At 67.4% G+C, this 22,405-nt stretch carries 16 protein-coding genes and 1 tRNA gene; 15 read left to right on the top strand and 2 right to left on the bottom strand.

What is annotated here, in order from left to right; all coding sequences use genetic code 11:
• Positions 1 to 101 precede the first annotated feature (101 nt).
• The 13 genes from ACOGXQ_RS14100 to ACOGXQ_RS14040 all read left to right on the top strand — a co-directional run bounded on the left by ACOGXQ_RS14100 (position 102) and on the right by ACOGXQ_RS14040 (position 15,068).
• Positions 102 to 998 carry a DUF368 domain-containing protein gene (locus tag ACOGXQ_RS14100; RefSeq protein WP_419944261.1) on the top strand — a complete coding sequence of 299 codons (897 nt, stop codon included), beginning with the start codon at positions 102 to 104 and terminating at the stop codon, positions 996 to 998.
• A gap of 94 nt (positions 999 to 1,092) precedes the next feature.
• Positions 1,093 to 3,882, top strand: coding sequence for a type I DNA topoisomerase (gene topA / locus ACOGXQ_RS14095; protein ID WP_419944260.1), 2,790 nt, complete (start codon positions 1,093 to 1,095; stop codon positions 3,880 to 3,882).
• Positions 3,883 to 3,979: 97 nt separating this feature from the next.
• Positions 3,980 to 5,470 (top strand): MFS transporter, encoded by a 1,491-nt coding sequence (locus ACOGXQ_RS14090; protein ID WP_419944259.1) that lies wholly within the window; start codon positions 3,980 to 3,982, stop codon positions 5,468 to 5,470.
• On the top strand, positions 5,467 to 6,201 hold the full coding sequence (gene tmk / locus ACOGXQ_RS14085; RefSeq protein WP_419944258.1) for a dTMP kinase: 735 nt from the start codon (positions 5,467 to 5,469) through the stop codon (positions 6,199 to 6,201). The genes ACOGXQ_RS14090 and tmk overlap by 4 nt, the downstream gene beginning before the upstream one ends.
• A gap of 100 nt (positions 6,202 to 6,301) precedes the next feature.
• Positions 6,302 to 7,678, top strand: coding sequence for a hypothetical protein (locus ACOGXQ_RS14080; RefSeq protein ID WP_419944257.1), 1,377 nt, complete (start codon positions 6,302 to 6,304; stop codon positions 7,676 to 7,678).
• A 280-nt stretch (positions 7,679 to 7,958) separates the two neighbouring features.
• Positions 7,959 to 9,143 carry a UTP--glucose-1-phosphate uridylyltransferase gene (locus tag ACOGXQ_RS14075; RefSeq protein WP_419944256.1) on the top strand — a complete coding sequence of 395 codons (1,185 nt, stop codon included), beginning with the start codon at positions 7,959 to 7,961 and terminating at the stop codon, positions 9,141 to 9,143.
• Between the two features lie 122 nt (positions 9,144 to 9,265).
• On the top strand, positions 9,266 to 10,477 hold the full coding sequence (gene glp / locus ACOGXQ_RS14070; protein WP_419944255.1) for a gephyrin-like molybdotransferase Glp: 1,212 nt from the start codon (positions 9,266 to 9,268) through the stop codon (positions 10,475 to 10,477).
• A 227-nt stretch (positions 10,478 to 10,704) separates the two neighbouring features.
• Positions 10,705 to 11,733: a GTP 3',8-cyclase MoaA gene (moaA, locus tag ACOGXQ_RS14065; protein WP_419944254.1), complete on the top strand. Its 1,029-nt coding sequence runs from the start codon at positions 10,705 to 10,707 to the stop codon at positions 11,731 to 11,733.
• A gap of 223 nt (positions 11,734 to 11,956) precedes the next feature.
• Entirely contained in the window at positions 11,957 to 12,400 is a 444-nt protein-coding gene (gene moaC, locus ACOGXQ_RS14060; protein WP_419947405.1) for a cyclic pyranopterin monophosphate synthase MoaC, read from the top strand.
• Between the two features lie 346 nt (positions 12,401 to 12,746).
• The gene (locus tag ACOGXQ_RS14055; RefSeq protein ID WP_419944253.1) at positions 12,747 to 13,265 is read left to right on the top strand and encodes a hypothetical protein; all 519 of its coding nucleotides are present in this window, start codon (positions 12,747 to 12,749) and stop codon (positions 13,263 to 13,265) included.
• Between the two features lie 85 nt (positions 13,266 to 13,350).
• Positions 13,351 to 13,423, top strand: a tRNA-Ala gene (locus tag ACOGXQ_RS14050).
• 23 nt (positions 13,424 to 13,446) lie between these two features.
• Positions 13,447 to 14,163 (top strand): SCO family protein, encoded by a 717-nt coding sequence (locus ACOGXQ_RS14045; protein WP_419944252.1) that lies wholly within the window; start codon positions 13,447 to 13,449, stop codon positions 14,161 to 14,163.
• Between the two features lie 2 nt (positions 14,164 to 14,165).
• The gene (locus tag ACOGXQ_RS14040; protein WP_419944251.1) at positions 14,166 to 15,068 is read left to right on the top strand and encodes a cytochrome c oxidase assembly protein; all 903 of its coding nucleotides are present in this window, start codon (positions 14,166 to 14,168) and stop codon (positions 15,066 to 15,068) included.
• 146 nt (positions 15,069 to 15,214) lie between these two features.
• Here the strand turns inward: ACOGXQ_RS14040 and ACOGXQ_RS14035 are convergent, their stop codons facing one another.
• Positions 15,215 to 17,800 (bottom strand): M1 family metallopeptidase, encoded by a 2,586-nt coding sequence (locus ACOGXQ_RS14035; protein WP_419944250.1) that lies wholly within the window; start codon positions 17,798 to 17,800, stop codon positions 15,215 to 15,217.
• A 77-nt stretch (positions 17,801 to 17,877) separates the two neighbouring features.
• Here ACOGXQ_RS14035 and ACOGXQ_RS14030 point away from each other — a divergent pair, with 77 nt between their 5' ends.
• A complete protein-coding gene (locus ACOGXQ_RS14030) occupies positions 17,878 to 19,050 on the top strand; it encodes an adenosine kinase (RefSeq protein ID WP_419944249.1) in 1,173 nt (390 codons plus the stop codon).
• Here ACOGXQ_RS14030 and ACOGXQ_RS14025 read toward each other — a convergent pair.
• Positions 19,047 to 20,762, bottom strand: a complete 1,716-nt coding sequence (locus ACOGXQ_RS14025; protein ID WP_419944248.1) for a phospho-sugar mutase — start codon at positions 20,760 to 20,762, stop codon at positions 19,047 to 19,049. The genes ACOGXQ_RS14030 and ACOGXQ_RS14025 overlap by 4 nt on opposite strands.
• A 191-nt stretch (positions 20,763 to 20,953) precedes the next feature.
• Here ACOGXQ_RS14025 and ACOGXQ_RS14020 point away from each other — a divergent pair, with 191 nt between their 5' ends.
• Positions 20,954 to 22,405, top strand: a complete 1,452-nt coding sequence (locus ACOGXQ_RS14020) for an MBOAT family O-acyltransferase (RefSeq protein ID WP_419944247.1) — start codon at positions 20,954 to 20,956, stop codon at positions 22,403 to 22,405.

Here is a 22,405-nt window from a genome sequence, read left to right as displayed (position 1 = left end):
GCCATCTGGCACAACCAAACCACCAACCGACCCGGCCCCGCACGCTCACTCACTGACTACGACAGCTAACCCCTTGGAACTAATCATCTAGTGTCCTCCCGATGGCTTGGCGGGTGGTCGCGAACGTGGCGCGGGGCTTGGCGATGGGCGCCGCCGATGTTGTGCCGGGTGTCTCGGGCGGCACGATCGCCCTGCTGCTGGGGATCTACGACCGGCTGGTGCACCAGCTAGCGCTGGGAAGCGCCGCAGCCGGCCAATTGCTGCGAGGCCGGCTGCGACTGGGGTTCGCGACTGCAAGGCGGGTGGAGTGGACGTTCTTGGTCAGCTTGACTGCCGGCATCGTGACTGCGGTAGTGGGTCTCGTCGAGCTGGTGCGGCTGGGCATCGAGCGCCAGCCGGTCGCCCTGTCGGCAGCCTTCTTCGGACTCGTGGCGATGACCGTGGTCATGACGCGCCGCGAGGTGCGGCAATGGCGCCGGGGACTCGTGCTGATCGCTGCTGCCGTGGCGGTCGTGGTGCTCGTACTCGGCGGGGTACGGGCGGGCAGCGTTGCCGACCCGGCCGGGGCGGTCATCATCGGTGCCGGCGCGCTGGGGGTGTGCGCCATGATCCTGCCTGGCATCTCCGGAGCGTTCATCCTGTTGCTGGCAGGCCTCTACGACCCGATCACCGAGGCGGTGGCCGCTCGCGACGTCGCCACCGTCGCGTTGTTCATGCTGGGGGCTGCAATCGGGCTGGGCCTGTTCTCGCGCTTGCTGCAGCGTCTGCTGGAGCGCCGCCGTGACGTCGTCGTGGCGGCGATGATGGGTCTCATGGCGGGTTCGCTGCGCGTGCTGTGGCCGTGGCCCGTCGGCGACCTCGACGCGGAGGGCTTCGGGAACTCGGCACTCGGTGCGCCGGTTGCAGGCGATGTGGCGGTGGCCGTCGTGGTCGCCGCTGTGGCCGCCGCCGTTGCCTGGGCCCTGCACCGGCTGGGTGCACAGCAACAACCGCGCTAGCGGCAGGCCACCGCCGCACGCCGAGCCCGTTCCGCTACCGTCCGGCGCCGGCGCACCCGGCACCCTCCGGCAGTCGCGCTCAGTTCGGAGGCTCATGGCCACCTCTCTTGTCATCGTCGAGTCACCCGCGAAGGCGCGAACCATCTCGCGTTTTCTGGGTGACGACTACGTCGTGGAGTCCTCCGTCGGTCACATCCGGGATCTGCCGCGCAACGCCTCGGAGGTGCCCGCGGCCTTCAAGTCCGAGCAGTGGGCGACGCTGGGCGTCAACCCTGACGACGGCTTCAAGCCGCTGTACGTGGTCACGGCCAAGGACCAAGTGCGACGGCTGAAGTCGCTGCTGCGCGATGCCGACCGGCTGTATCTCGCCACCGACGAAGACCGCGAGGGCGAGGCCATCGCTTGGCACCTGCTCGAGGTGCTCAACCCGCAGATCCCGGTGCACCGCATGGTCTTCCACGAGATCACCGCGGCAGCCATCCAGGAGGCGATCGATCGTCCCCGTGAACTGGACCGGCGGCTGGTCGACGCCCAGGAGGCAAGACGGATCTTCGACCGGCTCTACGGCTACGAGGTCTCGCCGGTGCTGTGGCGCAAGGTGGCCCCGAGGCTGTCCGCCGGACGCGTCCAGAGCGTCGCGAACCGGCTCATCGTGGAGCAGGAGCGCCAGCGGATGGCCTTCCGGGCCGCCGAGTACTGGAGCCTGGTGGCCACGCTCGACGCCGGCGCCAATCCCACCGGCGCCGCCCGGCCCGAGCAGTTCGATGCGTCGCTGGTGTCGCTCAACGGCCGCCGCATCGCGACAGGGCGGGACTTCGACCAGCAAGGCGAGATGCGCTCGAACGAGCCAGCGGTGCTCGACGGCGTCGCAGCGGCCGCGCTGGCCGGCAGCCTCGACGGCGCAACCCTCACCGTTGCGTCCCGCGAGTCCAAGCCGTACCGCCGCCGCCCCCCGGCGCCGTTCATCACCTCGACGCTCCAGCAGGCCGCGGGCGCTCGCCTGGGGTTCTCTGCCTCACGGACCATGGCGGCGGCCCAGCGGCTGTACGAGAACGGCCGCATCACCTATATGCGCACCGACAGCACCACTCTGTCCGATCAGGCGCTGGGCGCGGCACGGCGGATCGCGGCCGGACGCTTCGGCGCCGAGAACCTGCCGCCCAAGCCACGCATCTACACCCGCAAAGTCAAGAACGCGCAGGAGGCGCACGAGGCCGTCCGCCCGGCCGGCGAGAACTGGCCCGCGCCGGGGGGCGTCAGCGACCTCGGAGGCGACGCTGCCCGCCTGTACGACCTGATCTGGCAGCGCACGGTTGCCAGCCAGATGATCGACGCCACCGGCGAGACCGTCACCATCCGGCTGAACGGATCCGCCGACTGCGAGCTGGCGCCGGTGCTGGCCGGCGGTTCGGGTGGGATCGGCCCTCACGACGTGGAGTTCTCCGCCGCAGGCACGGTGGTGCGCAGCCCGGGATTCCGGCTGGTGTACGCGCCGGCCGCGGCGGGCGCTGACGAGGAACCCGAACGCATTCTGCCCGACATCGACGCCGGCGACACGGCGACGGCGGTGGCGCTCGAGGCGTCCGAGCACTCCACCAGCCCGCCGGCCCGCTTCACCGAGGCGTCGCTGATCCGGCGCCTCGAGGAATTGGGCGTCGGCCGGCCGAGCACTTACGCCAGCATCATCGAGACGATCCAGGCACGTGGGTACGTGTGGAAGAAGGGATCGTCGCTGGTCCCGGCGTTGGTGGCGTTCGCCACCGTCGGTCTGATGGAGCGTCACTTCGACCACTTGGTCGACTATGCGCTCACGGCCCGCATGGAGTCCGACCTCGACGAGATCGCGAGCGGCGAGCGTGACGCCGAACCGTGGCTCACTGCGTTTTACTTTGGCGATCGGGATGCCCCCACGCCCGAGGCGGCCGGCGGCCTGCGCTATTTCGTCTCGGACGATCGGCTGGCAGACATCGACCCGGCTGAGATCAACAGCATCCCGATCGGCGTCGATGCCGACGGCGAGCTGGTGATGGCCCGGGTGGGGCGCTACGGCCCGTACCTGCGGCGTGGCGATGCCACCCGACCGCTGCCCGAAGATCTCGCGCCCGACGAGCTCACCTTGGACCGGGCACTCGAACTGCTGTCCGAGCCCACCGAACGGGTGCTGGGCACCGACCCCGACACCGGTCTCGACGTGATCGTGCGGCCCGGCCGGTTCGGCCCGTACGTCTCGGCGGGCCGGCCCGATGAGACCGAAGAGCGTCCCCGTACCGCATCGCTGCTGTCAGACCAGACGCCCGAGACGGTCACGCTGGCCGATGCGCTGGCGCTGCTCTCGCTGCCGCGCGCCGTCGGCGCCGACCCCGCCGACGGCGCGGAGATCACCGTGCGCAACGGTCGTTTCGGGCCATACCTGACCAAGGAGGCCACTGAGGGAGGCAAGGCGGAGAATCGCAGCCTGGAATCGGAGTCACAGCTGTTCACGCTGACGCTCGAAGAAGCGTTGGCACTGCTCGCGCAGCCCCCTCGCCGGCGCGGTCAGAGGGCGGCGAGCGCGGGTCGCGAGATGGGCACTGATCCCAACAGCGGCAAGCCGATGATCCTGCGGGACGGTCGCTTCGGCCCGTACGTGACCGACGGCGAGTACAACGCGTCGCTGCGCCAGGGCGATGATGCCGAGACGCTCACGGTCGAGCGGGCGGCCGAGTTGCTGGCCGAGCGGCGGGCGAAGGGTCCGGCCAAGCAGCGAGCGGCCAAGCGCAGGACGGCATCGAAGAAGAAGGCGCCTGCCCGCAAGAAGGCCGCTGCCCGCAAGAAGGCCGCCGCGAAGAAGTCACCTCCCCGCAAGGCGTCAGCTCGAAAGAAATCTCCCGGCACGAACGGCTGATGGCGTGCGGTGCCGCGGTGCACGAGCCCGCGTCGGACCGACGCACTGGTCTGGTGAGAAAGCGCATGACGCGCCCGCTCCTAGCCTGCTGAGTGCCATGAGTTCGGATCGCTCGACGCAGTCGTCCGGCGGCTCGGACGCGCCCGACGCTGACGCCGACACTGAGGCCGAAGCCGAGGCCGGGGTCGAGCCGGCGCAACCGGGGTTGTTCGCTGCGCCGGGGTTCCTGCGCCTGTGGATCGCGCAGGCGGTGAGCTCGTTCGGCGACTGGATCGGCTTGCTGGCAATCCTCGTGGTGGCGAACCGTGTCGGCGGCGATCAGCCGGGCGGGGCCATCACGCTCGTCATCACGGCTCGGATCCTGCCGGGGTTCTTCCTCGCGTCTGCGGGCGGCATCATCGTGGACCGCTTCAACCGCAAACGCCTCTTGGTGATCTGCGACATCGTGCGGGCCAGCGTGCTGCTGACCATCCCGTTCATCGACCGGGTGTGGACCTTGGTGCTGGCGTCGCTGGTGCTGGAGCTGGCGACCTCTCTGTGGAGCCCGGCCAAGGAGGCCATCATCCCCAACATCGTGCCGGAGAGGCATCTGACGGCGGCCAACTCGCTCGGCATGGTTGCTGCGTACGGGACCTTCTTCGTGGGAGGGCTGGCATTCGCCGGTATGGCCAAGCTCGGCGCGGCGTTCGGCTGGACCGACATCGGGCAAGTGGAGATGGCCCTCGTCGTTGACTCGGCAACGTTCTTGGTGGCTGCTCTGCTGATCGCCACACTGCCCCTGGCGCCGCACATCACCGCAGCACATCGCAAGCGTGACACCGATCGCCGCATCGACTGGGGTCAGGGCTTCCGCGACCTGCGCGAAGGCTGGGACTTCATCTTCCTGAGCCCGCAGGTGAGAGCGGTGCTGGTGGGACTGAGCACCGGCATGATCGCCGGCGGCATGCTGATCCCGCTCAGCGTGGTCTTCAACGACGAAATCCTCGGCGCGGGCAGCGCCGGTCACAGCACGATTCTCGTCGTCATGGGCGTCGGCGCCGGGGTGGGCGTCAGTCTCGTCACGCTGCTGCAGAGCATCACCAGCCGCCGACGCCAGCGCGCCGGCAGCGAGCCGCTCGGTCGGACACGGCAGTTCGTGACGTCATTGTTCCTCGCGGGCGGGGCGCTGGGACTCGCTGCGACCGTCTCGATCTCCCTTGCTGCATACGCAGCTGTGTTTGTCCTCGGCGTGGCCGCCGGTTCGGTCTATGTCAACGGCGTGACGCTGCTGCACGAGAACGTGGAAGAAGTGCTGCGAGGGCGGATTTTCGCTGCGATGTTCACCCTCGTGAGATTCTTCGTGCTCGTCGGCATGGCGATCGGCGGGTTCCTGTCCGACGGCTTCAACTGGCTTTTCGGTGAGCTCTTCGACAACCGCATCGAAATCGGCGACTGGGAGCTCGCGCTGCCCGGGGTGCGCGGGGCGCTGTGGCTGGGCGCGCTGCTGATGCTGCTGGCCGGTGCTCTGGCCGGCATGTCGCTGCGCAGCCGCCGGGGCGCGGGCCGCCGGGCGCCGCAGTCGGCGGGAACCGGTGAGGATGCGTCATGACCGACCGCGGCCGTTACATCGCGCTGGAAGGCTGGGAGGGCAGCGGCAAGACCACGCAGGCCGCTCTGCTGGCGGAGCGTCTCGAAGCGGTACTGAGTCGCGAGCCTGGGGCAACTCCCTTGGGCGAACATCTGCGTGAGGTGCTGCTCGGCGCGGACTACTGGCCGAGTCCGCGGGCGGAAGCCTTGCTGTTTGCAGCTGACCGGGCCCAGCACATCGCCGAAGTCGTTTCTGGGCACTTGGCGCAGGGCCGGGATGTCGTCACGGACCGTTCGTACGGTTCGACCCTTGCGTACCAAGGTTACGGGCGAGGTTTGCCTCTCGAGGAGCTGCGAGCGCTGATCGAGTACGCCTCAGGTCGCCCCGATCCGCCGTCGGCGGGTCACGAATTGCCAGAGGTGATCCTGCCCGATGTTGTCGTCCTGCTCGATGTGCCGCTTGCTCATCGCCGAACTCTTCAGCGCCAAAAGAGCAAGCAAGCCAAGAGGAAGGACGACATCGATGGGATCCAAATGACGCTCTTAGGCGCCGGGGAGTCTCACACCGCGCTTCAAGGAGACAAGTTCGAGGATGCTGACAGCTTGTTTCGCGAGAGGGTCTGGCACGGGTTCAGGGACTTGTGTGCAGCGGAGCCCGAGCGCTGGGTGCTGGTCGATGGGACTGGCCGAAGACCAGAAGTTGCGGAGCGTGTCAGGGAGGCTGTCGCGGGAAAGCTCGCGGGAGATGCGTAGGGCGTCCTCGCACGCAGGTGCTGTTCCACTGCATCCGCCCCGGAGGTCGCCGCGTATCAGGTCAGCACGGCAGCACGGCTCGGCGAGCTGAGGGACTGCCGTGTCGCCAGACTCCGGCAACGAGGAACAGGTGGCTCCGGCCGAACCGGTAGAGCTCTCGTTGTTCGATTTCGGCGATGCGCCGGCTGCGACAGCACCGGAAGCCGAGCCGCCAGCTCCCGAAGCAAAGACTGCGCCTCCGCCAGCGTCGGAGTCGCCGCCGCCTGCACCAGGACCACAGCCCGCGCCCGACGTCACGCCGGGACAGCTTGACCTGCCGAAGCGTGCGCCTGAGGCGAAGCCGGAGGCAACCGAGAAAGCGCCGCCGGCCGCAGATGCTGCCCGTGCTCAGTCCGCCCCGTCATCGCTCGACCAGCCGCCAGTCGACGAGCCGCCGGTCGGCAACCTGCTGGACGGCATCGTCGGGCAGCCGTCTGCGGTTGACCGTTTGCGGGCAGCGCTCGACTCACCGCTGCCGTCCTACCTGTTGGTGGGCCCCGCAGGCGCCGGCCTGCGCGCCGCGGCCTGCCGGTTTGCGGGCGAACTGCTCGCGGCCCGCAGCGCCACGCCGGAGCGGGAGCGACGTCTCGCCCTCGCCGAGCAGCATCCTGGCCTGCTGGTATTCGACCGCGTTGGCGCCGCCATGACGGCAGAGCAGGCCCGTGACGCCGTCAAGGCCGCGGCCGCGGCGCCCGTCTCCGGAGACCAGAAGGTCATCGTGCTCAGCGACGTCGACCGCGCTGGGCTGCAAGCACCGATCCTGCTGAAGTCCGTGGAGGAGCCGCCGCCGTCGTGCGTGTTCGTGCTGCTCGCCGAGGAGGTCAACCGGTCGATGGAGACTCTCGCCTCCCGCTGCGTCCGCGTCGACTTCGAAGCGCTGAACGAGGCGGACCTGCGTGCCGTGCTGCGCGACGACGGCATCGCTGATGAGCGTGCATCGTTTGCCGCAGCCGCAGCCGGAGGTTCGATCGAACGCGCCCGCCTGCTGGCCTCCGACGACGCTGCGGCGGCGCGCATCGACATGTGGCAGGGCCTGCGCCGCTCACTGGACGGCACCGCGTCGAGTGCCATGACAGCCGTCGATGCCGCGCTGGCAGCCACCGAGGCCGCGGCAGCCCCGCTCGAGACCCGTCACAAAACCGAGCGGGTGGAAGCCGATGAGCGTGCCGAGCTCTATGGCACCAACCTTGGCCGCAGTTCCCTCGACGAACGCCACCGACGCGAGCTGCGACGGGTGCGGACCGACGAGCTCTCGATGGGCTTCGCCGTGTTGTCAGCGCAGATCCGCGAAGAGGCCGGCTCAGGCGTACTGCCGCCGGAGGCCGCGGCCACCGAGTTGGGCGCCATCGCAGATGCCGCCGAGGCCCTGCGCTTCAACGCCAACCAGCGGCTCGCTCTGAGCTGCATGTTCATCCGCCTCGGCCGTTCCCAGCGCTAACGCGCAGCCGCGGATGCAAAGCGGAGTCGCAGCCCGAGAGCGTCGACAATCTTCAGCACGGTCGCGAATTCGGGATTGCCGTGTTTTTGGTGCCAACCTTGGAACCAATCATCCAGAAGACTGCTGAGAAAGCCGGTTCTTGGGCAGTGGCCGAATATGAATCCGCAGTTCAGGGGCTTGCACCTTTGGCCACACCCGCATATTTCAGCATTCTGCCAGGCGCAGAAGGCGGAGTATCCGTCGATCGCTGCGGGCGCGTTCTTGGTTAGGTTCAGTCGCCGTGCAGCACGCCGATCTCGTTGACCGTTACGGCATCGACCAAGGTCCGGCGGAGACGCTTGCCGCCTATGGGTTCGACCCGGACGTGTTCGACAAGCTGCGGGCACGACTGGTCAGTGGCGCCCGATCAGGCGACGGCGGCGCTGCTTCGAACTGGATTCGAGGCGACATCGAGCCGCCGCGGGACGCCGACCTCGTGCGATTGCCGCCGACGGGTTCCCCTGAGCGCTCTCGACTCGACCGTGCTGGCCGCGACGCGATCGCCAGTGGGTACGTCGGCGTGCTGCTCCTCGCGGGAGGCATGGCGACGCGCTTCGGCGGAGGAGTCAAGGCACTCGCTGAAGTGCTTCCAGGCCTGACGTTCGTCGGTGCCAAGCTGGCTGACCTTCGGCGCCTCGCAGGCGAATTGGGCTGCACTATCCCGCTGTGGCTCATGACCAGCTTCGGGTCGGATCGAGTCCTGCGGGAATGGGCGCAAGCATCGAGAAGTTCCACGGTTCCGACCGGCTGCGTTCCCCAAGGCGTCTCGATGCGCCTTACCGCGGGGGGTGATTTGTTCCGGGACGCTGACGGCGCCGTCTCGTTGCACGCTCCCGGGCACGGCGATGCGCCGTGGGCGATGTCCCACAGCGGTGTGCTAGCTCAGTTCGGCGAACGCGGCGGACGGCACCTGTTCGTCACCAACGTCGACAACGCCGCTGCCACACTCGACCCTGCCGTCATCGGAGCACACTTGGCCGCGGGCCGTCCGCTCACCTGCGAAGTCGTCAGTGGCGACGCAGTCGGCGGCGCGCCGTGGCGGGTGGACGGGCGGCTGCAGATAGTCGAGGCTTTCCGCTTGCCGCCGACCGTCGATCCGCAGGCGTCCGATGCCACCAACACCAACTCCCTGATCGCCGACGCGGAGGTATTCGAGGCGGATTGGCCGTTCACCTGGTTCGAGGTGCGCAAGGTCACAAACGGCGTCGAGGTCGTCCAATTCGAGCGCTTGATCGGCGAATTGTCTGCCTTCGTGGACACCACGATGCTGTGGGTCGATCGCGAGGGACCTGACGGCCGCTTCCAGCCGGTCAAAGACCCCCAAGAACTCGAGGCACGTCGTCCAGAGATCGCCCGCATCCTGGCCGGCAGAGGCATCCAGAGGCTGAGCCACGGGCCAGAACGGCCCGCGAGCGAAGCGAGCTAGAGCGGGAGGCACAGGGCGAAGCCGTGGCCCGAGGGGTCCGTGAGGCCGTGTTGAATCGAGATTGGGAACAAGAGCGGGGAGCACAACCCAAGGGGTAGCGCAGCGCCGGTACATTGCTCCCTGTGCTGCCGCTCGAGACTGCCCGCACCTACGTCTTGGACCGATGCAAAGCGCCCAAGCCGGTGCGTGTGCCGGTCGCTGACGCACTGGGTTTGGTGACGGCCAGCGAGATCATCGCATCGGAGAGCATTCCCCAGTTCGCAAACACGGCGATGGACGGCTTCGCGGTGCGGTCTGCCGATGTGACGGACGCCCCCTGCGAGCTGCGTGTCGTCGAGACGATTCCGGCAGGCCACGCACCGCGGGTCACCGTGGGCCCCGGCGAGGCAAGCCGCATCATGACCGGCGCAACGATCCCGCCCGGCGCCGACGCCGTCGTCATGGTCGAACGCACCGAAGTCATCTCAGCACCGTCCGCCGACCCCGAAGTCGTCCGGGTCGAGGTCAGCGTCCCTGCGGACAATCACGTCCGCCCTGTCGGCGACGATCTGCACGCCGGCGACAACGTGTTCCCGGCCGGGACAGAGCTCACCGCAGGCCGCCTCGGTGTGCTGTGCAGCCTCGGCATGACCGATGTCGAAGTGTTCGGGCGCCCGCGAGTCGGGGTGATGTCGACCGGCGATGAGCTGGTCGACGACGGCAGTCCACTGCAACCGGGCCAGATTCGCGACTCCAATCGCCGGACGTTGCTGGCGCTCGCACATCGGGCGGATGTGACGCCGATCGATCTCGGCTTGGTGCCCGACGACCCGGCCGAGATTGAGGCTGCATTGCGAACCGGGGTCGAGACGTGCGATGCGATCGTTACCTCCGGGGGCGTCAGCATGGGCGACTTCGACTACGTGAAGGCAGTGCTCGATCGCATCGGCGACATGAGGTGGATGCAAGTTGCCATCAAGCCGGCCAAGCCGCTGGCGTTCGGCACGGTGGGTGACGTGCCGGTGTTCGGGCTGCCCGGCAACCCGGTGTCCTCGATGGTGTCCTTCGAGCTTTTCGCCCGCCCCGGCCTGCGCTCGATGATGGGCCATCGGGAGCCGATCCGGCTCACGAATCTGGCATTCGCCGCAGAAGACCTGCCCCGGCGTCCCGACGGCAAGACGCATTTCATGCGAGTGCTGGCGACGCCGGTGGGCGGCCGGATCGAGGTGCGTTCAGCCGGCGGGCAGGGTTCGCACATGCTGTGGGCCATGGCGAAGTCGAATGCGCTGGCGGTCGTGCCTGACGGGACCGGGATTCACGCCGACGACAAGGTCGACGTGCTCCTGCTGGACTGAAGTTCTTCAGGTGTTCAGAGGCAGAGTCCCGGGTCCGAGCGGCCCGCGAACCCGCAGTGAATCGAGATCGGGAGCTAGAGCGGGAGGCACAGGGCGAAGCCGTGGCCCGAGTGGCTCGTGAGCGGAGCGAACAACAGCGGGAAGAAGCTGGTGCCGCGATGGAAAGTTCCGCAAATCCGCGCATGCACTGAAGAATCTGTCATCGGGCACTGGGTACGCTCACATCGATGAATGGTGCAGCGGGTGCCGTAGCGCAAGCGCGACCGGCGGATCTCGTCGATCCGTTTGGCAGGATCGTGGGTGATCTGCGCATCTCCGTCACCGATCGGTGCAATTTCCGCTGCCAGTACTGCATGCCTGCGGAGGGCATGACGTGGCTGCCCCGTTCGGAGATCCTCAGCTTCGAGGAGATCGAGCGTTTCGCCAAGGTCTGCGTAGAGCGCTTCGGCTTCGAGAGCATCCGGCTGACCGGAGGCGAACCCTTGGTGCGGGCGCACCTGCCCCAGTTGGTGCAACGCCTCGCCGCGTTGGGTGTCGATGTGGCATTGACGACCAACGGTGCCACCTTGCGCATGCACGCCAAACCGCTGGCGGACGCGGGACTGTCACGAATCAACATCAGCCTCGACTCGTTGCAGCGGGACCGCTTCTTGGAACTGACCCGTCGGGATGAGCTGGATCGCGTGCTCGACGGCATCGACGCAGCCATCGATGCTGGGCTCGCCCCGGTGAAGATCAACACGGTCATGATGCGCGGCATCAACGACGACGAGGTCATCGACTTCGCCCGGTTCGGGCGGGAGCGCGACATCGAGGTCCGCTTCATCGAGTTCATGCCGCTCGAGGCCGGAGACGTCTGGACCTCAGCGGTGGTGGTGCCCGCCGGCGAGATCCTGGCGACGATCTCGGCGGTATTCCCGACCGAGTCCGTGCTGCGTGCCCACGAGCCTGCCGAGCGTTACCGCTACCTCGACGGCGGCGGACATGTCGGTGTCATCGCGAGCGTCACCAAGCCGTTCTGCGACAACTGCGACCGGGTGCGTCTGACGGCCGAGGGCCAATTCCGCACGTGCCTGTTTGCGCTCGACGAGTTCGACATGCGCAAGATCCTCCGCAGCGGCGCCGTCGGCCCCGAGCTCGACGACCGGCTCGCATCGGCAATCCGAGATGCGGTTGGCACCAAGTGGGCAGGCCATTCAATCGGCCAGGTCAACTTCATCAAGCCCAAGCGAACAATGAGCCAGATCGGTGGCTGAAAGCCGCCGATCCATCAGATACAGGGGGTGGCTAATGGTCGCCGATCCATCAGATACAGGGGTGGCTAATGGTCGCCGATCCATCAGATACAGGGGTGGCTAATGGTCGCCGATCCATCAGGCACAGGGGCTGCTGAAAGCCACCGATTCATGAGACACAGCGGAAGTTGAGGTTGTGACCGAGTCTCCATTTACTCACCTCGATCCGCTCGGCCGTGCGCGCATGGTGGATGTAACGCCGAAGGAACCCACGCATCGGCGGGCGATTGCCCGGTGCCGAGTGCACATGGCGGCCGACACGGCCTTGCTGGTCGCCCGCGGCGCTATTGCGAAGGGCGATGTGATCGCCGTTGCCCGGGTAGCGGGCATACAGGCCGCCAAGCGCACGCCGGACCTCATTCCGCTGTGCCACCCGCTGCTGGTCGGCTCGGTTTTTGTGAACTTCGAGATAGCCGACACTTGGATCGAGATCGAGGCGCAGGTCGAGACGGTGGATCGCACCGGCGTGGAGATGGAGGCGATGACCGCCTGTTCGGTCGCTGCACTGACCATCTACGACATGTGCAAGTCGGCAGACCGTTCCATGGTCATCGGCGACTTGGTCCTGTGGGAGAAGACGGGCGGCAAGTCAGGCACGTATCGGCGGTCAGAATTGGCCGAAGATTGAGACACGCCCCGGGAGGACACTCCCCGGCTGGAGCTGTTGATCGCTTGCTGCAGCGTGCAAAACGGGGAGCAACTTCCGAGCATCAGCGAAGCTTGGGCCCGATCAGAACGGCCACAAGAACGATCGAGCAGTGGCTTGGATGAGCTTGGAAAGCCAGTGGTGCGTCGCGGGTTTCGTTGCGCGGTGCGCTGGTCATCTGATCTGCGCAAACAGCGGATGGCACCCCGCGAGCAAACCTCAGACATACCACTAGTCTCCGACTCTGCGTGCGCGGAGCTAATGCGCGTTATGAAGCGCGTAGGATGGCACTCTGTGTGGGCAGGCCAGCCAGCGAGGCAGGTATTGCGTGACACAACTGGTCTTGGTGCTGTTGGCGATTGCATGGATTGTCGTCTTGACGCCCGATGTCGCGCGACTGTTTCAACCGAGACGCCGAGTGACCTCATCGGTCGATCAATTCCGCCAGCAGCTCGACTCGCTCGGCCGGTCGGTGCCCGCTGCTGCCCGCCTCTCGCAGCGACACCGCGTCAAGGACTCCGACGCATCGCAGCCTGGCCCAGGGCGGCGTTGGGCCGGCCCGTCCACGACGATGCCCGCCACACCGCATCAGGCAGCAGTCCGTCGTCGCGACATCGGATCGCTGCTCGTGCTGTGCATGCTGGTGACCTTGGCCGGGACGCTGGCTACCGGATCTTTGTGGGCGCTCGGCGCCTTCGTGTGCATGCTCGGATTCACGACCGCCTACGCCGCATTGGTGGTGCGCCGTCGCCGTGCGGCGCCGACGGCTGAGGTTCACTACCTGCCGCTGCGAGACCAGTCCGCTCCCTCGACGGTGAAGATGGTTCGCCGTACGGCGAACGAATAGACCTGACGCCGGAGGAAGCCCGGCGCTCAGCGGCCCCAGACGGGTCCCGCCAGAGCCGCAGGTATATTCGGCCCCCGCCCGTTACGGGGGTGTAGCTCAGTTGGTAGAGCGCTTCGGTCGCATCGAAGAGGCCAGGGGTTCGATTCCCCTCACCTCCACGGCGAGCTTTGCGGATCGTGCGGTGGCGTTCCGGCGGATCGGAAATCCCTCGAATCTGAGCCGGATCATCGTGTGCCTGCTGGTGGCTGCGGTCGCGGCGGTCGCCTGCGCCTCTGCGGACGAGGCCGAGTCGCGCTATGAAGGTCTCGCCGTGGCACCCTCACAGCTGCGGCAGATCCCCCAGATGGCGCTTGCGGACACGTCCGGCAACGACGTCCATCTCGCGGCCGACACGCAGGGGAAAGTGCGGCTGGTGTACCAGCTCTTCACGAACTGCCCCGACATCTGCGGGGTGCAACTGGCGCAGCTCGCCAGCGTGCTCGCACGGCCGGGTGCGCCCGGCAACGTGGCTGTGCTCGCGGTGACCGTCGACCCAGATCGGGACACGCCCGAGGTTTTGCGCTCTTATCTCGACCAATTCAGCACGGACTTCGTCGGCCTCGTCCCCCGCAGCGAAGAGCAGCTGACCGACCTGCAGAATGCGCTCGGATCGCTGGCGTCGATCAAGATCTTTCCTGAGACCGCCACCACAGAGCATGTCCACGACGACGGCGAGGGGGCCATGACGCACGACCACGGCGCTTACGACATGGCCCACGACGGCCGTGTCTTTGCGTTCGCCCCCAACGGCTACGGCTACGCGCAGTATCCGTATCCCACCCGGCAATCGGAGTTCGACCACGACTTGCCGATCCTGGCGGGCATCGAACCCGATGCTCCGGCTGAGGCAGGCTTGTAGTCATGCGGTTCTGGTGCTCAGCGCTGCAAGAGCCCTGGACGTGGGCGTGGCGCGCCTACCCAGGGGTGTGGGCAGCGACGGCGGCCATCGCCGTGCCGTACGTGTTCGCCCGACACCGCATCCGGCGGACTCACGCTCTGCCGCTGGAGGAAGCAACCGTCGCGTTGTGGCGGCGGCAGACGTGGTTCTTCGGGGCCGGGGTGATGGCGTTCTGGCTGGCCTCGGACTGGCCGCTGGGCGTCCTCGGCGCCGGCTACTTGGCCTCCGCGCACATGGCACAGTTCATGCTCTACACGCTGGTGGCGGCACCGCTGCTGGTGCTGGGAACGCCCGAGCCGATGGCCCGCCGGATCCTGGCGAAGCTGCGCCTGTACCGCTTCATGACCCGGCTCACCCATCCTGTCTGCGCAGGCCTCGCGTTCAACGGCTGCCTGGTGGCGACCCACTCGCCGTGGGCGACCGACACGCTGCGGGCGAATCAGTTCGGCTCGTTCGTGATGGACGTGGTGTGGCTGACCTCCGGGGTGGTCGTGTGGCTGCCGATCTGCTCCCCGCTGATCGAGCACAGGCTGCGCGCCTACCCCGGAAAGATGGTGTACCTGTTCTTGGCACTCGGCGTGGTGCCCGCTGTACCGGCCGGGTTCTTGACCTTTGCCGGCTTTCCCCTCTACGCCACCTACGAGTTGGCGCCGCGTTTCTACGGGCTTGACGCAGCCACCGATCAGCAGATGGCCGGACTCATCATGAAGCTGGGCGGAATCCCGATCGTGTGGGGAGCGATCATCGCGATGATGCTGCGCTGGGCCGACGAGTCACGGGCCGAGGCTCGAGGGGCGCTGCCGGCGGTGCCGCCTGCCCCCGGCAAGCGGGTTGAAGCGAAGCGATCAGGACCCGCAGGCGACTGAGACGGCCAGGTTGGGATGTCAGTCGACGATGACCACCGCCCAGTAGATGACCACGGCCAGCAAGGCTGCAGCGGCAGCGAGCGCTCGCACGGACAGCCACACCTCGTCGCCTGGCCGCATCGGCCGCCGAGGTGGCCGGCCGAACATCAGCCGATGCGGGCGCTCTCGCGCTCGCGCAGCCGGACGTTGACCCACATCTTCTCGATGTGCTGGGCCACGGTGAGCGCGCCTTGCGGCACTTCGTGCTCGGCGAAGAATGTCTCGACCTCGGTAGCGAGCTCACGGGTGTGCAGGCCGCGTATCCCGCCCACCATGCGGGAGATGGAGTTCTGCGGGAAGCGGCTGGTCAGCTCGTCCCACTGATCCCGGACGAACTCCCACGCCACCGGACCACAGTTCAGATGCGTCATCGCAGCGCCCAGCAGGTACGGCGCGTTCTGCGTGCGCACCTCGGTGGCGAACAACTCGAGCGTGCGGGCGAACAGATCGCGCTGGGAGAACAGCAGGAGCGCCTGCAGATACCTCAGTTCGCTCTGCGGCGTGTCGGCCGAGCGGTACAGGTCAAGCATTCGCTCGTAGTCGGTCTGGTCGCCGGCTGCTGCAACGACCTGTAAGGCAGCGGCCGCCAGGTTCGGCTCGATGGCGGCGCTGCTGCCGATGGAGGTCTTGAAGATCTCCCGCGCGCGAGTCCGTACCAGCTCGTCACGCCCCCGGCCGCCTGCGGCCTCGAAGAGCACCCCGCGCAGTTCCCGGTCGAGGTCCGGCTCGCCCGGTTGGGGCTCGAATCCCAGCACTCCCAGTGCAGTCGTCGCCACGTCCCGGATCAGCACCTCCAGCGCGGCCTGCCCCGGCGCTTCGGCGATGGCGTGCAGTCCCTTGAGACCCCAGATCATCCGCTGCCACACGTGCAGGTCCGTCTCGAGTCCCAAGTCGGTGACGAGCTCGATGAACTCGGCTGCACTTGCGTCGCCGGCCACGACGGCTGCGTAGGTGTCGTCCACCAGTCCGTATCGCTCGATGGGAGCGAGCACCTCGAGGGCCTGTCGTGCCACTGCCCCGAGCAGATCGCCGCCGTAGCGCACCCGGTAGTAGCCGTGCCCGCCCGAGTTGACGACAGCCCACTCCACCGGCCCGCCCAAGTTGACCACGGTCGAGGTGCCCGAGAGCAGCAACCGCTGTTCGACGGTGGTGCCGTCACCGAGATGAGCGCGAATCATGACCGGCACGCTCCACAGCGAGTCGCCGCCCGACACTGCGCCTTGGGCACTCCCGGCATTGTTGCTATAGACGAATCGCTGCTGGGATATGGTGAGTCCGTCGGGGTGCCGCTCGACGGACACGATCGGGTAGCCGCCCTTGAAGATCCAGCCGTCCATGACTGATCGCACCGGCTCGCCGCTGGACGACTCGAGAGCGTCCCACAGGTCGGTCGTGGTGGTGTTGGCGTAGCTGTGGCGTTCGAGGTAGTGCTGCACGCCTGCCGCGAACCGGTCCGCGCCGAGGTACTGCTCGAGCATGCGCACCACCGCCGCGCCCTTCTCGTAGGTCAGCACGTCGTACATGCCCTCGGCGTCAGCGGGCGAGATCACCTCGTACTCGACCGGACGGGTGGTGCTCAGGGCGTCGACGTCGAACGCGGCGCCCCGTTCGATCGAGAACTCGTCCCAGCGCTTCCATTCCGGCCGGAATGCATCAGTGGTCGCCACCTGCATGAACGTGGCGAATGCTTCTTTCAGCCAGATGCCGTTCCACCAGTCCATCGTGACGAGGTTGCCGAACCACATGTGGGCCAGTTCGTGCGCCACGACGTCGACGATCCGCAGCAGCTCTGCGGTCGTGGCCTTCTGCGGGTCGGCCAGCAGCAGCGTCTCGCGGAAGGTGATGGCGCCCATGTTCTCCATCGCACCGAACGCGAAGTCCGGCACGGCGATGAGGTCCACCTTGGTGCCCGGGTAGGAGATGCCGTAGTAGTCGATCAGCCACGCGAGCGCGAAGGCCCCGGCTTCCAGTCCGAACTCCGTCAGGTTCGATTTGCCGCGTACGTGGACGATCCGCAGCGGCACGCCGCCCACATCGACTGGCTCGGTTGCCTCGAGATCACCGACGACGAAAGCCATGAGATAGGTGGACATCAGCATGGTGTCGGCGAACGTGTCGCGCCGCCGGCCGTCAGCCAGGATCTCCGACGACGACACCTCGCCGCAGCTGACTGCCAGCAGGTCGGCGGGCACGATCATCGTGACGCCGAAAACGGCCTTGAGATCCGGCTCGTCGAAGCAGGGAAACGCCCGCCGGGCGTTGGTGGATTCGAACTGGGTCGTGGCGACCGTGCGGGTCGCTCCTGTCTCGTCGACAAACGTGGATCGGTAGAAGCCCCGGAGCTGGTCGTTCAGCATGCCTGCGAATGCGCACGAGATCTGGATGTCGCCGGGTTCGAGCTGGCTGCCGTCGATCGGCTGCAGCGTCATGCGCTCGGTATCGGCGTCGAACGAGACGCCGGCCTCGACGACCCTGTCGCCCTGTTGCAGGGTTGCCGATGAGCAGTCGAGCTCCGCAGCGTTGAGGGTGACGCTGTCGACGGGCGCCTGCACCGCCGCCGAGATCACGACCTTTCCGACAAACCGTGCAGCGTCGAGGTCGGGCTCGATGACGATGTCGTATCGGGCCGGCAGCACATCTCGGGGCAGCCGGTAGGGATTGGCACCGGGCGGGCCATCAGGCAGGAACGTCACGGCGCGCACACTACCGACGCCTCGGCGGTGGAGGCAGATCGTGCGAGTGGGCAGGTCGAGGTGCTAAGCCCACGGGCGTGGAATCGGGGGAGCAGCTTGACGCGGTCGGCATCGGGAATGCGCCCGATGCCTCTGGCCGTGCAGATGCGCTTGATGTGGTCGGCATCGGGAATGCGCCCGATGCCTCTGGCCGTGCAGATGCGCTTGATGTGGTCGGCATCGGGAATGCGCCCGATGCCTCTGGCCGTGCAGATGCGCTTGATGTGGTCGGCATCGGGAATGCGATGGTGGATGTCCTGCTGCGAGCCGATGACGCCGTCGTCGAGCGACTCGGCATCGTCAAGGGCGCAATGACGCTGGTGGACACCCGGCGAGCGACCGAGCTTGCCGCGATGGTGGAGTTGCTCGGCGGCGCCGACGAGATGACGCCCGGCGGCTCGGTCGCCAACACGATGCTCGGCATCGCCGCGCTCGGCGCTCGTGCCGGCTATATGGGACGGGTGTGCGCCGACGGACTCGGCGACCTGTTCGTGGCTGACATGGCTGCCCACGGCGTCACCCAGGCCACCGCGAGAGCGCCGCGTGACGACCCGACCGGACGTTGCACGGTGGTCATCACGCCCGATGGCGAGCGCACGATGAACACGTACCTGGGAGCGTCCGCCGGCTTCGCCCCTGCCGATGTGGACTGGGACATGGTGGGCCGTGCCCGCACCGTGCTGCTCGAGGGCTATCTGTGGGATCCCACGGCCGCCCGGGCTGCACTGCGTGAGGTCGCGGAGCACTGCGCCGCGCCCGGCAACGACTGCCAGGTCGCGCTCAGCCTCTCGGACTCATTATGCGTGAAGCGCCATCGTCGCGAGTTCGTCGACATGGTCGAGCGCTGCACCAACATCCTGTTCGCCAACGCAGCCGAGCTGAAGGCCCTTCACCAGACCGACGACCTCGACGAGGCCCTCGCCGCAGTGCAAGGACGCGTCGACATCGCATCGGTCACGCTGTCGGCGGCCGGTGCCGTCTTCGTGACTCCTGACGAGGTCGTGGAGGTGCCCGTCGAACCGGTCGATGAAGTCGTCGATCGCACGGGGGCGGGCGACTTGTACGCAGCCGGTGTGCTGTACGGCCTCGCCAAGGGCTGCGACTTGGAGCAGTGCGGGCGACTCGGCTCGCTCGCTGCGGCCGAGGTCATCTCCCATGTGGGCACGCGCCCCGCGGTGCCGCTCGACGAGCTGGCCGCCGACTTGCTCTAAGCGTTCTCGAACCAGGCGCTGACGTCGGCAGCAATAGCGTCGAGCAGCGATCGCAGCCGGCGACGTTCGGCCGGAATGTCACCGGGATTCTGCGCGACAGCTTCAAGGTAGATCTTCGCTTTGGGTTCGGTGCCGCTCGGTCGGATGCAGACGCGCACCTGGGCGTCGACGTCATCGTTGCCGTAGTCGGCTGCCAGTGCCCCAAGTTCGAGCTCGACGAGGTCGGCGGGATGAGACGTTGCGGTCTCGAGCCAGTCGGTGAACTTCCTGACGGGATAGCCGCCGATAGTTCGGGGAGGATCAGCCCGCAAAGCCGCCATGACGGCCGTGATCTCGGGCGAGCCGGCACGCACCGACGCTGCGCCGGTGACATGCAGTCCGACCTCGGCGGCCAGCTCATCCAGTCGCTCCAGGGGGCCGATGCCGCGAGCAGCCAAGGCTCCAGCCATCCGCGTGAATTCCACTGCAGCCGTGATGCCGTCCTTGTCCAGCACGGCATCGGTGACCGAGTAGCCCAACGCCTCCTCGTAGCCGAACAGCCAGCCGGCGTCGGGGCGAGCGAGGCGCGGTTCCATGATCCACTTGAACCCGGTCAGGGTGCGGTGGTGTGCGACACCTCGGGAGGCGCACAGGGCCTCCACCATGCGTCCCGACACCACCGACGATGCCGAGGTGAGCGGTTGCGCAGCCCGATGCTCACCCGGCAGGTCGCTGAGCCAGTCGCACAACAGCACGCCGAGCTCGTCGCCGCTCAGACGGTGCCACGAGCCGGACTGATCTCGAACCGCCACCGCCAGTCGATCCGCATCGGGATCGTTGGCAAGGACAAGATCGACTCCCTGATCAGCAGCAAGTGACATGGCGTCGTCGAGCGTGCCGGGCTCCTCGGGATTGGGGAAGGGCAGCCCCGGAAACGACCCGTCGGGACGTCGCTGGTGCTCGACGTAGTTCGGGGGCGGCAGGCCGGCGGCGGCAAAGGCATGGCCCAGCGTCTCGGCGCCGACTCCGCACAGAGCCGTGTAGATGATCGGCGGCACGTCGATCGGATCGACCGGTCGACCGTTCGTGTCGAAGACGGGACGGCGCACCGCAGCACCGACGTATTCGGCGATCACCGACCGCACGTCGAGGCTCTCGACCTCATGCCGGGTGGCCAGATCGCTGTCGCTCGGGAGCGACGAGAGGTCCATGCGTGCCTCGATGCGCTGGTCGATCGGCGGCCGGATCTGGGTGCCGTCGACCCAGTACACCTTGAGGCCGTTGTCGTCGCGGTGGTTGTGGCTGGCGGTGATCATCAAGCCGGCGCCGGCCGAACGGGCGAGCATCTGGCGGGCCAGCAGGGGCGTCGGCGCAGGTCCGTCGATGATCGCCGTGGGGATCCCCATACCCGCCAGCAACCGGGCGACGTCGATTGCCATATCTGCTGAGCCCGGCCTGGCGTCGAACCCGACGACCGCACCACGGCCGCCGAGGCCGCTGGCAATCAGTTCAGTGCCGACCGCTCGGGCTGCGACGCGGGCCATCACGCGGTTCATGCATGCTGGCCCAGGGCCGGCAGCCGCGCGCATCCCCGCGGTGCCGAAGCGCAGCACGCTCCCGAAGTGTGCCTCCACCCATTCGGGGCGATGGCGCCCGGCCTCGATGGCTTGACGGGTGGAGGGGTTCGGGTCGACGTCTAGCCAGGAGTCGAGCAGCAGTGCGGGAGTCGTCATGTCGTCACTCACCGCTGTCCATCTCAGCCTCTCGTTTGCCGCTCATGTTCGCTGTCGCTCACGGGCCGCTCGGGCCACGGCTTCGCCCTGTGCATTCCGCTCTAGCTCGCTTCGCTCGCGGGCCGCTCGGGCCCAGCGGCTCAGCCTCTCGCCCCGCTGGGCAATAGGAGCGCCAGTATGTTCGGCCCGGCATGTTGTTCCCGACGTTCGTCTTCGGAGCGTTCTTCGTCGTCGTCTTCGTCGTGAACTGGCTCACCCGGCCGCATCCGACGCTGTGGAAGCCGCTGATGCTGGCCGCCAGCATCGTGTTCTACGGCTGGTGGAGCTGGCGCTTCGTCTTCCTGCTGCTGGCGACCATCATCATCAACTGGGTCGTGGGGCACTATGCCGCAGCATCGCTGCGCGAATCTGATGCGGCAGCCGTCAGCGGCGCAAAGCGCAGAAGGTGGTGGATCCGGCTCGGTGTGACCGCCAATCTCGGCATCCTCGGCGTCTTCAAGTACTGGGACTTCTTCGCCGTCGAGATGTCGAACCTGCTCGAGAGCTTCGGCGTTTCGGGCGCCCTGCCGGTGCTGGAGTACACGCTGCCGGTCGGCATCTCCTTCTACACGTTTCAGGCGATGAGCTACATCATCGACATCGGCCGGGGTCGCATCCGCGAGATGGCGCCGATGGATTTTGCGGTCTACCTGTCGTTCTTCCCCCAGCTCGTGGCGGGTCCTATCGTGCGGGCCGCGGAGATGGCCCCGCAGCTCGCCGCCCGACCCGACCCTCGCTACGTGCCCGCGGCGGAGGCGTTCGGCTTGATCCTCAGCGGGCTGTTCAAGAAGGTGGTGATCTCGAGCTTCTTGGCGAGCGAGATCGTGGACGGCGTCTTCGCCGATCCTTCGGCGCACAGCGGGCTGGAGGTGGTGCTGGCTGTCTACGCCTATGCCGTCCAGATATACGCGGATTTCTCTGGCTACACCGACATCGCGATCGGCGTGGCCCTGCTGCTCGGCTTCCGCTTCCCGCAGAACTTCGACAACCCGTACCGGGCCCTCACGCTGCAGGACTTCTGGCGACGCTGGCACATGACGCTGTCGCGCTGGCTGCGCGACTACCTGTACGTGCCGCTGGGAGGAAACCGGCTGGGTCGGGCCAACACCTACCGCAATCTCATGATCGTCATGCTGCTCGGCGGTCTGTGGCACGGCAGCACTTGGAACTTCGTGATCTGGGGCGGCATCCACGGTGTGGTGCTGGCGGTCGAGCGGCTTCTTCGGGAGCATCGCGAGCGCACCGGCATGAGTCCGCTGCTGCCGTCGGGCATCGGCGAGACGGTGCGCTGGCTCGTCACGTTCCATGTTGTGTGCTTGGCGTGGGTGTTCTTCCGGTCCGAGTCGCTGTCGGCGGCGATGGAGATGCTCGGCGCCGTCGTCAGCTTCGGCAACTACGCCGGTACTGCGACGCCGCTCGTCATCGCCGTCACCTTCGGGGCGCTGGCCTTCCAGTTCATGCCGTCGGACTGGTTCGAACAGCTCCGCGACGGCTTCGCCAGCTTGGGCTGGGCCAGCCAGGGGGCTGTGGTGGGACTGTCCCTCGTAGCAATCGACGTGCTTGGCCCGACGGGCGTAGCCCCGTTCATCTACTTCCAGTTCTGA

The organism is Candidatus Poriferisodalis sp., from assembly GCF_965208485.1.
Classification (GTDB): domain Bacteria; phylum Actinomycetota; class Acidimicrobiia; order Acidimicrobiales; family Poriferisodalaceae; genus Poriferisodalis.
Note: the sequence above shows the minus strand (reverse complement) of the source record. Positions and strands in the feature narration are given on the sequence as shown.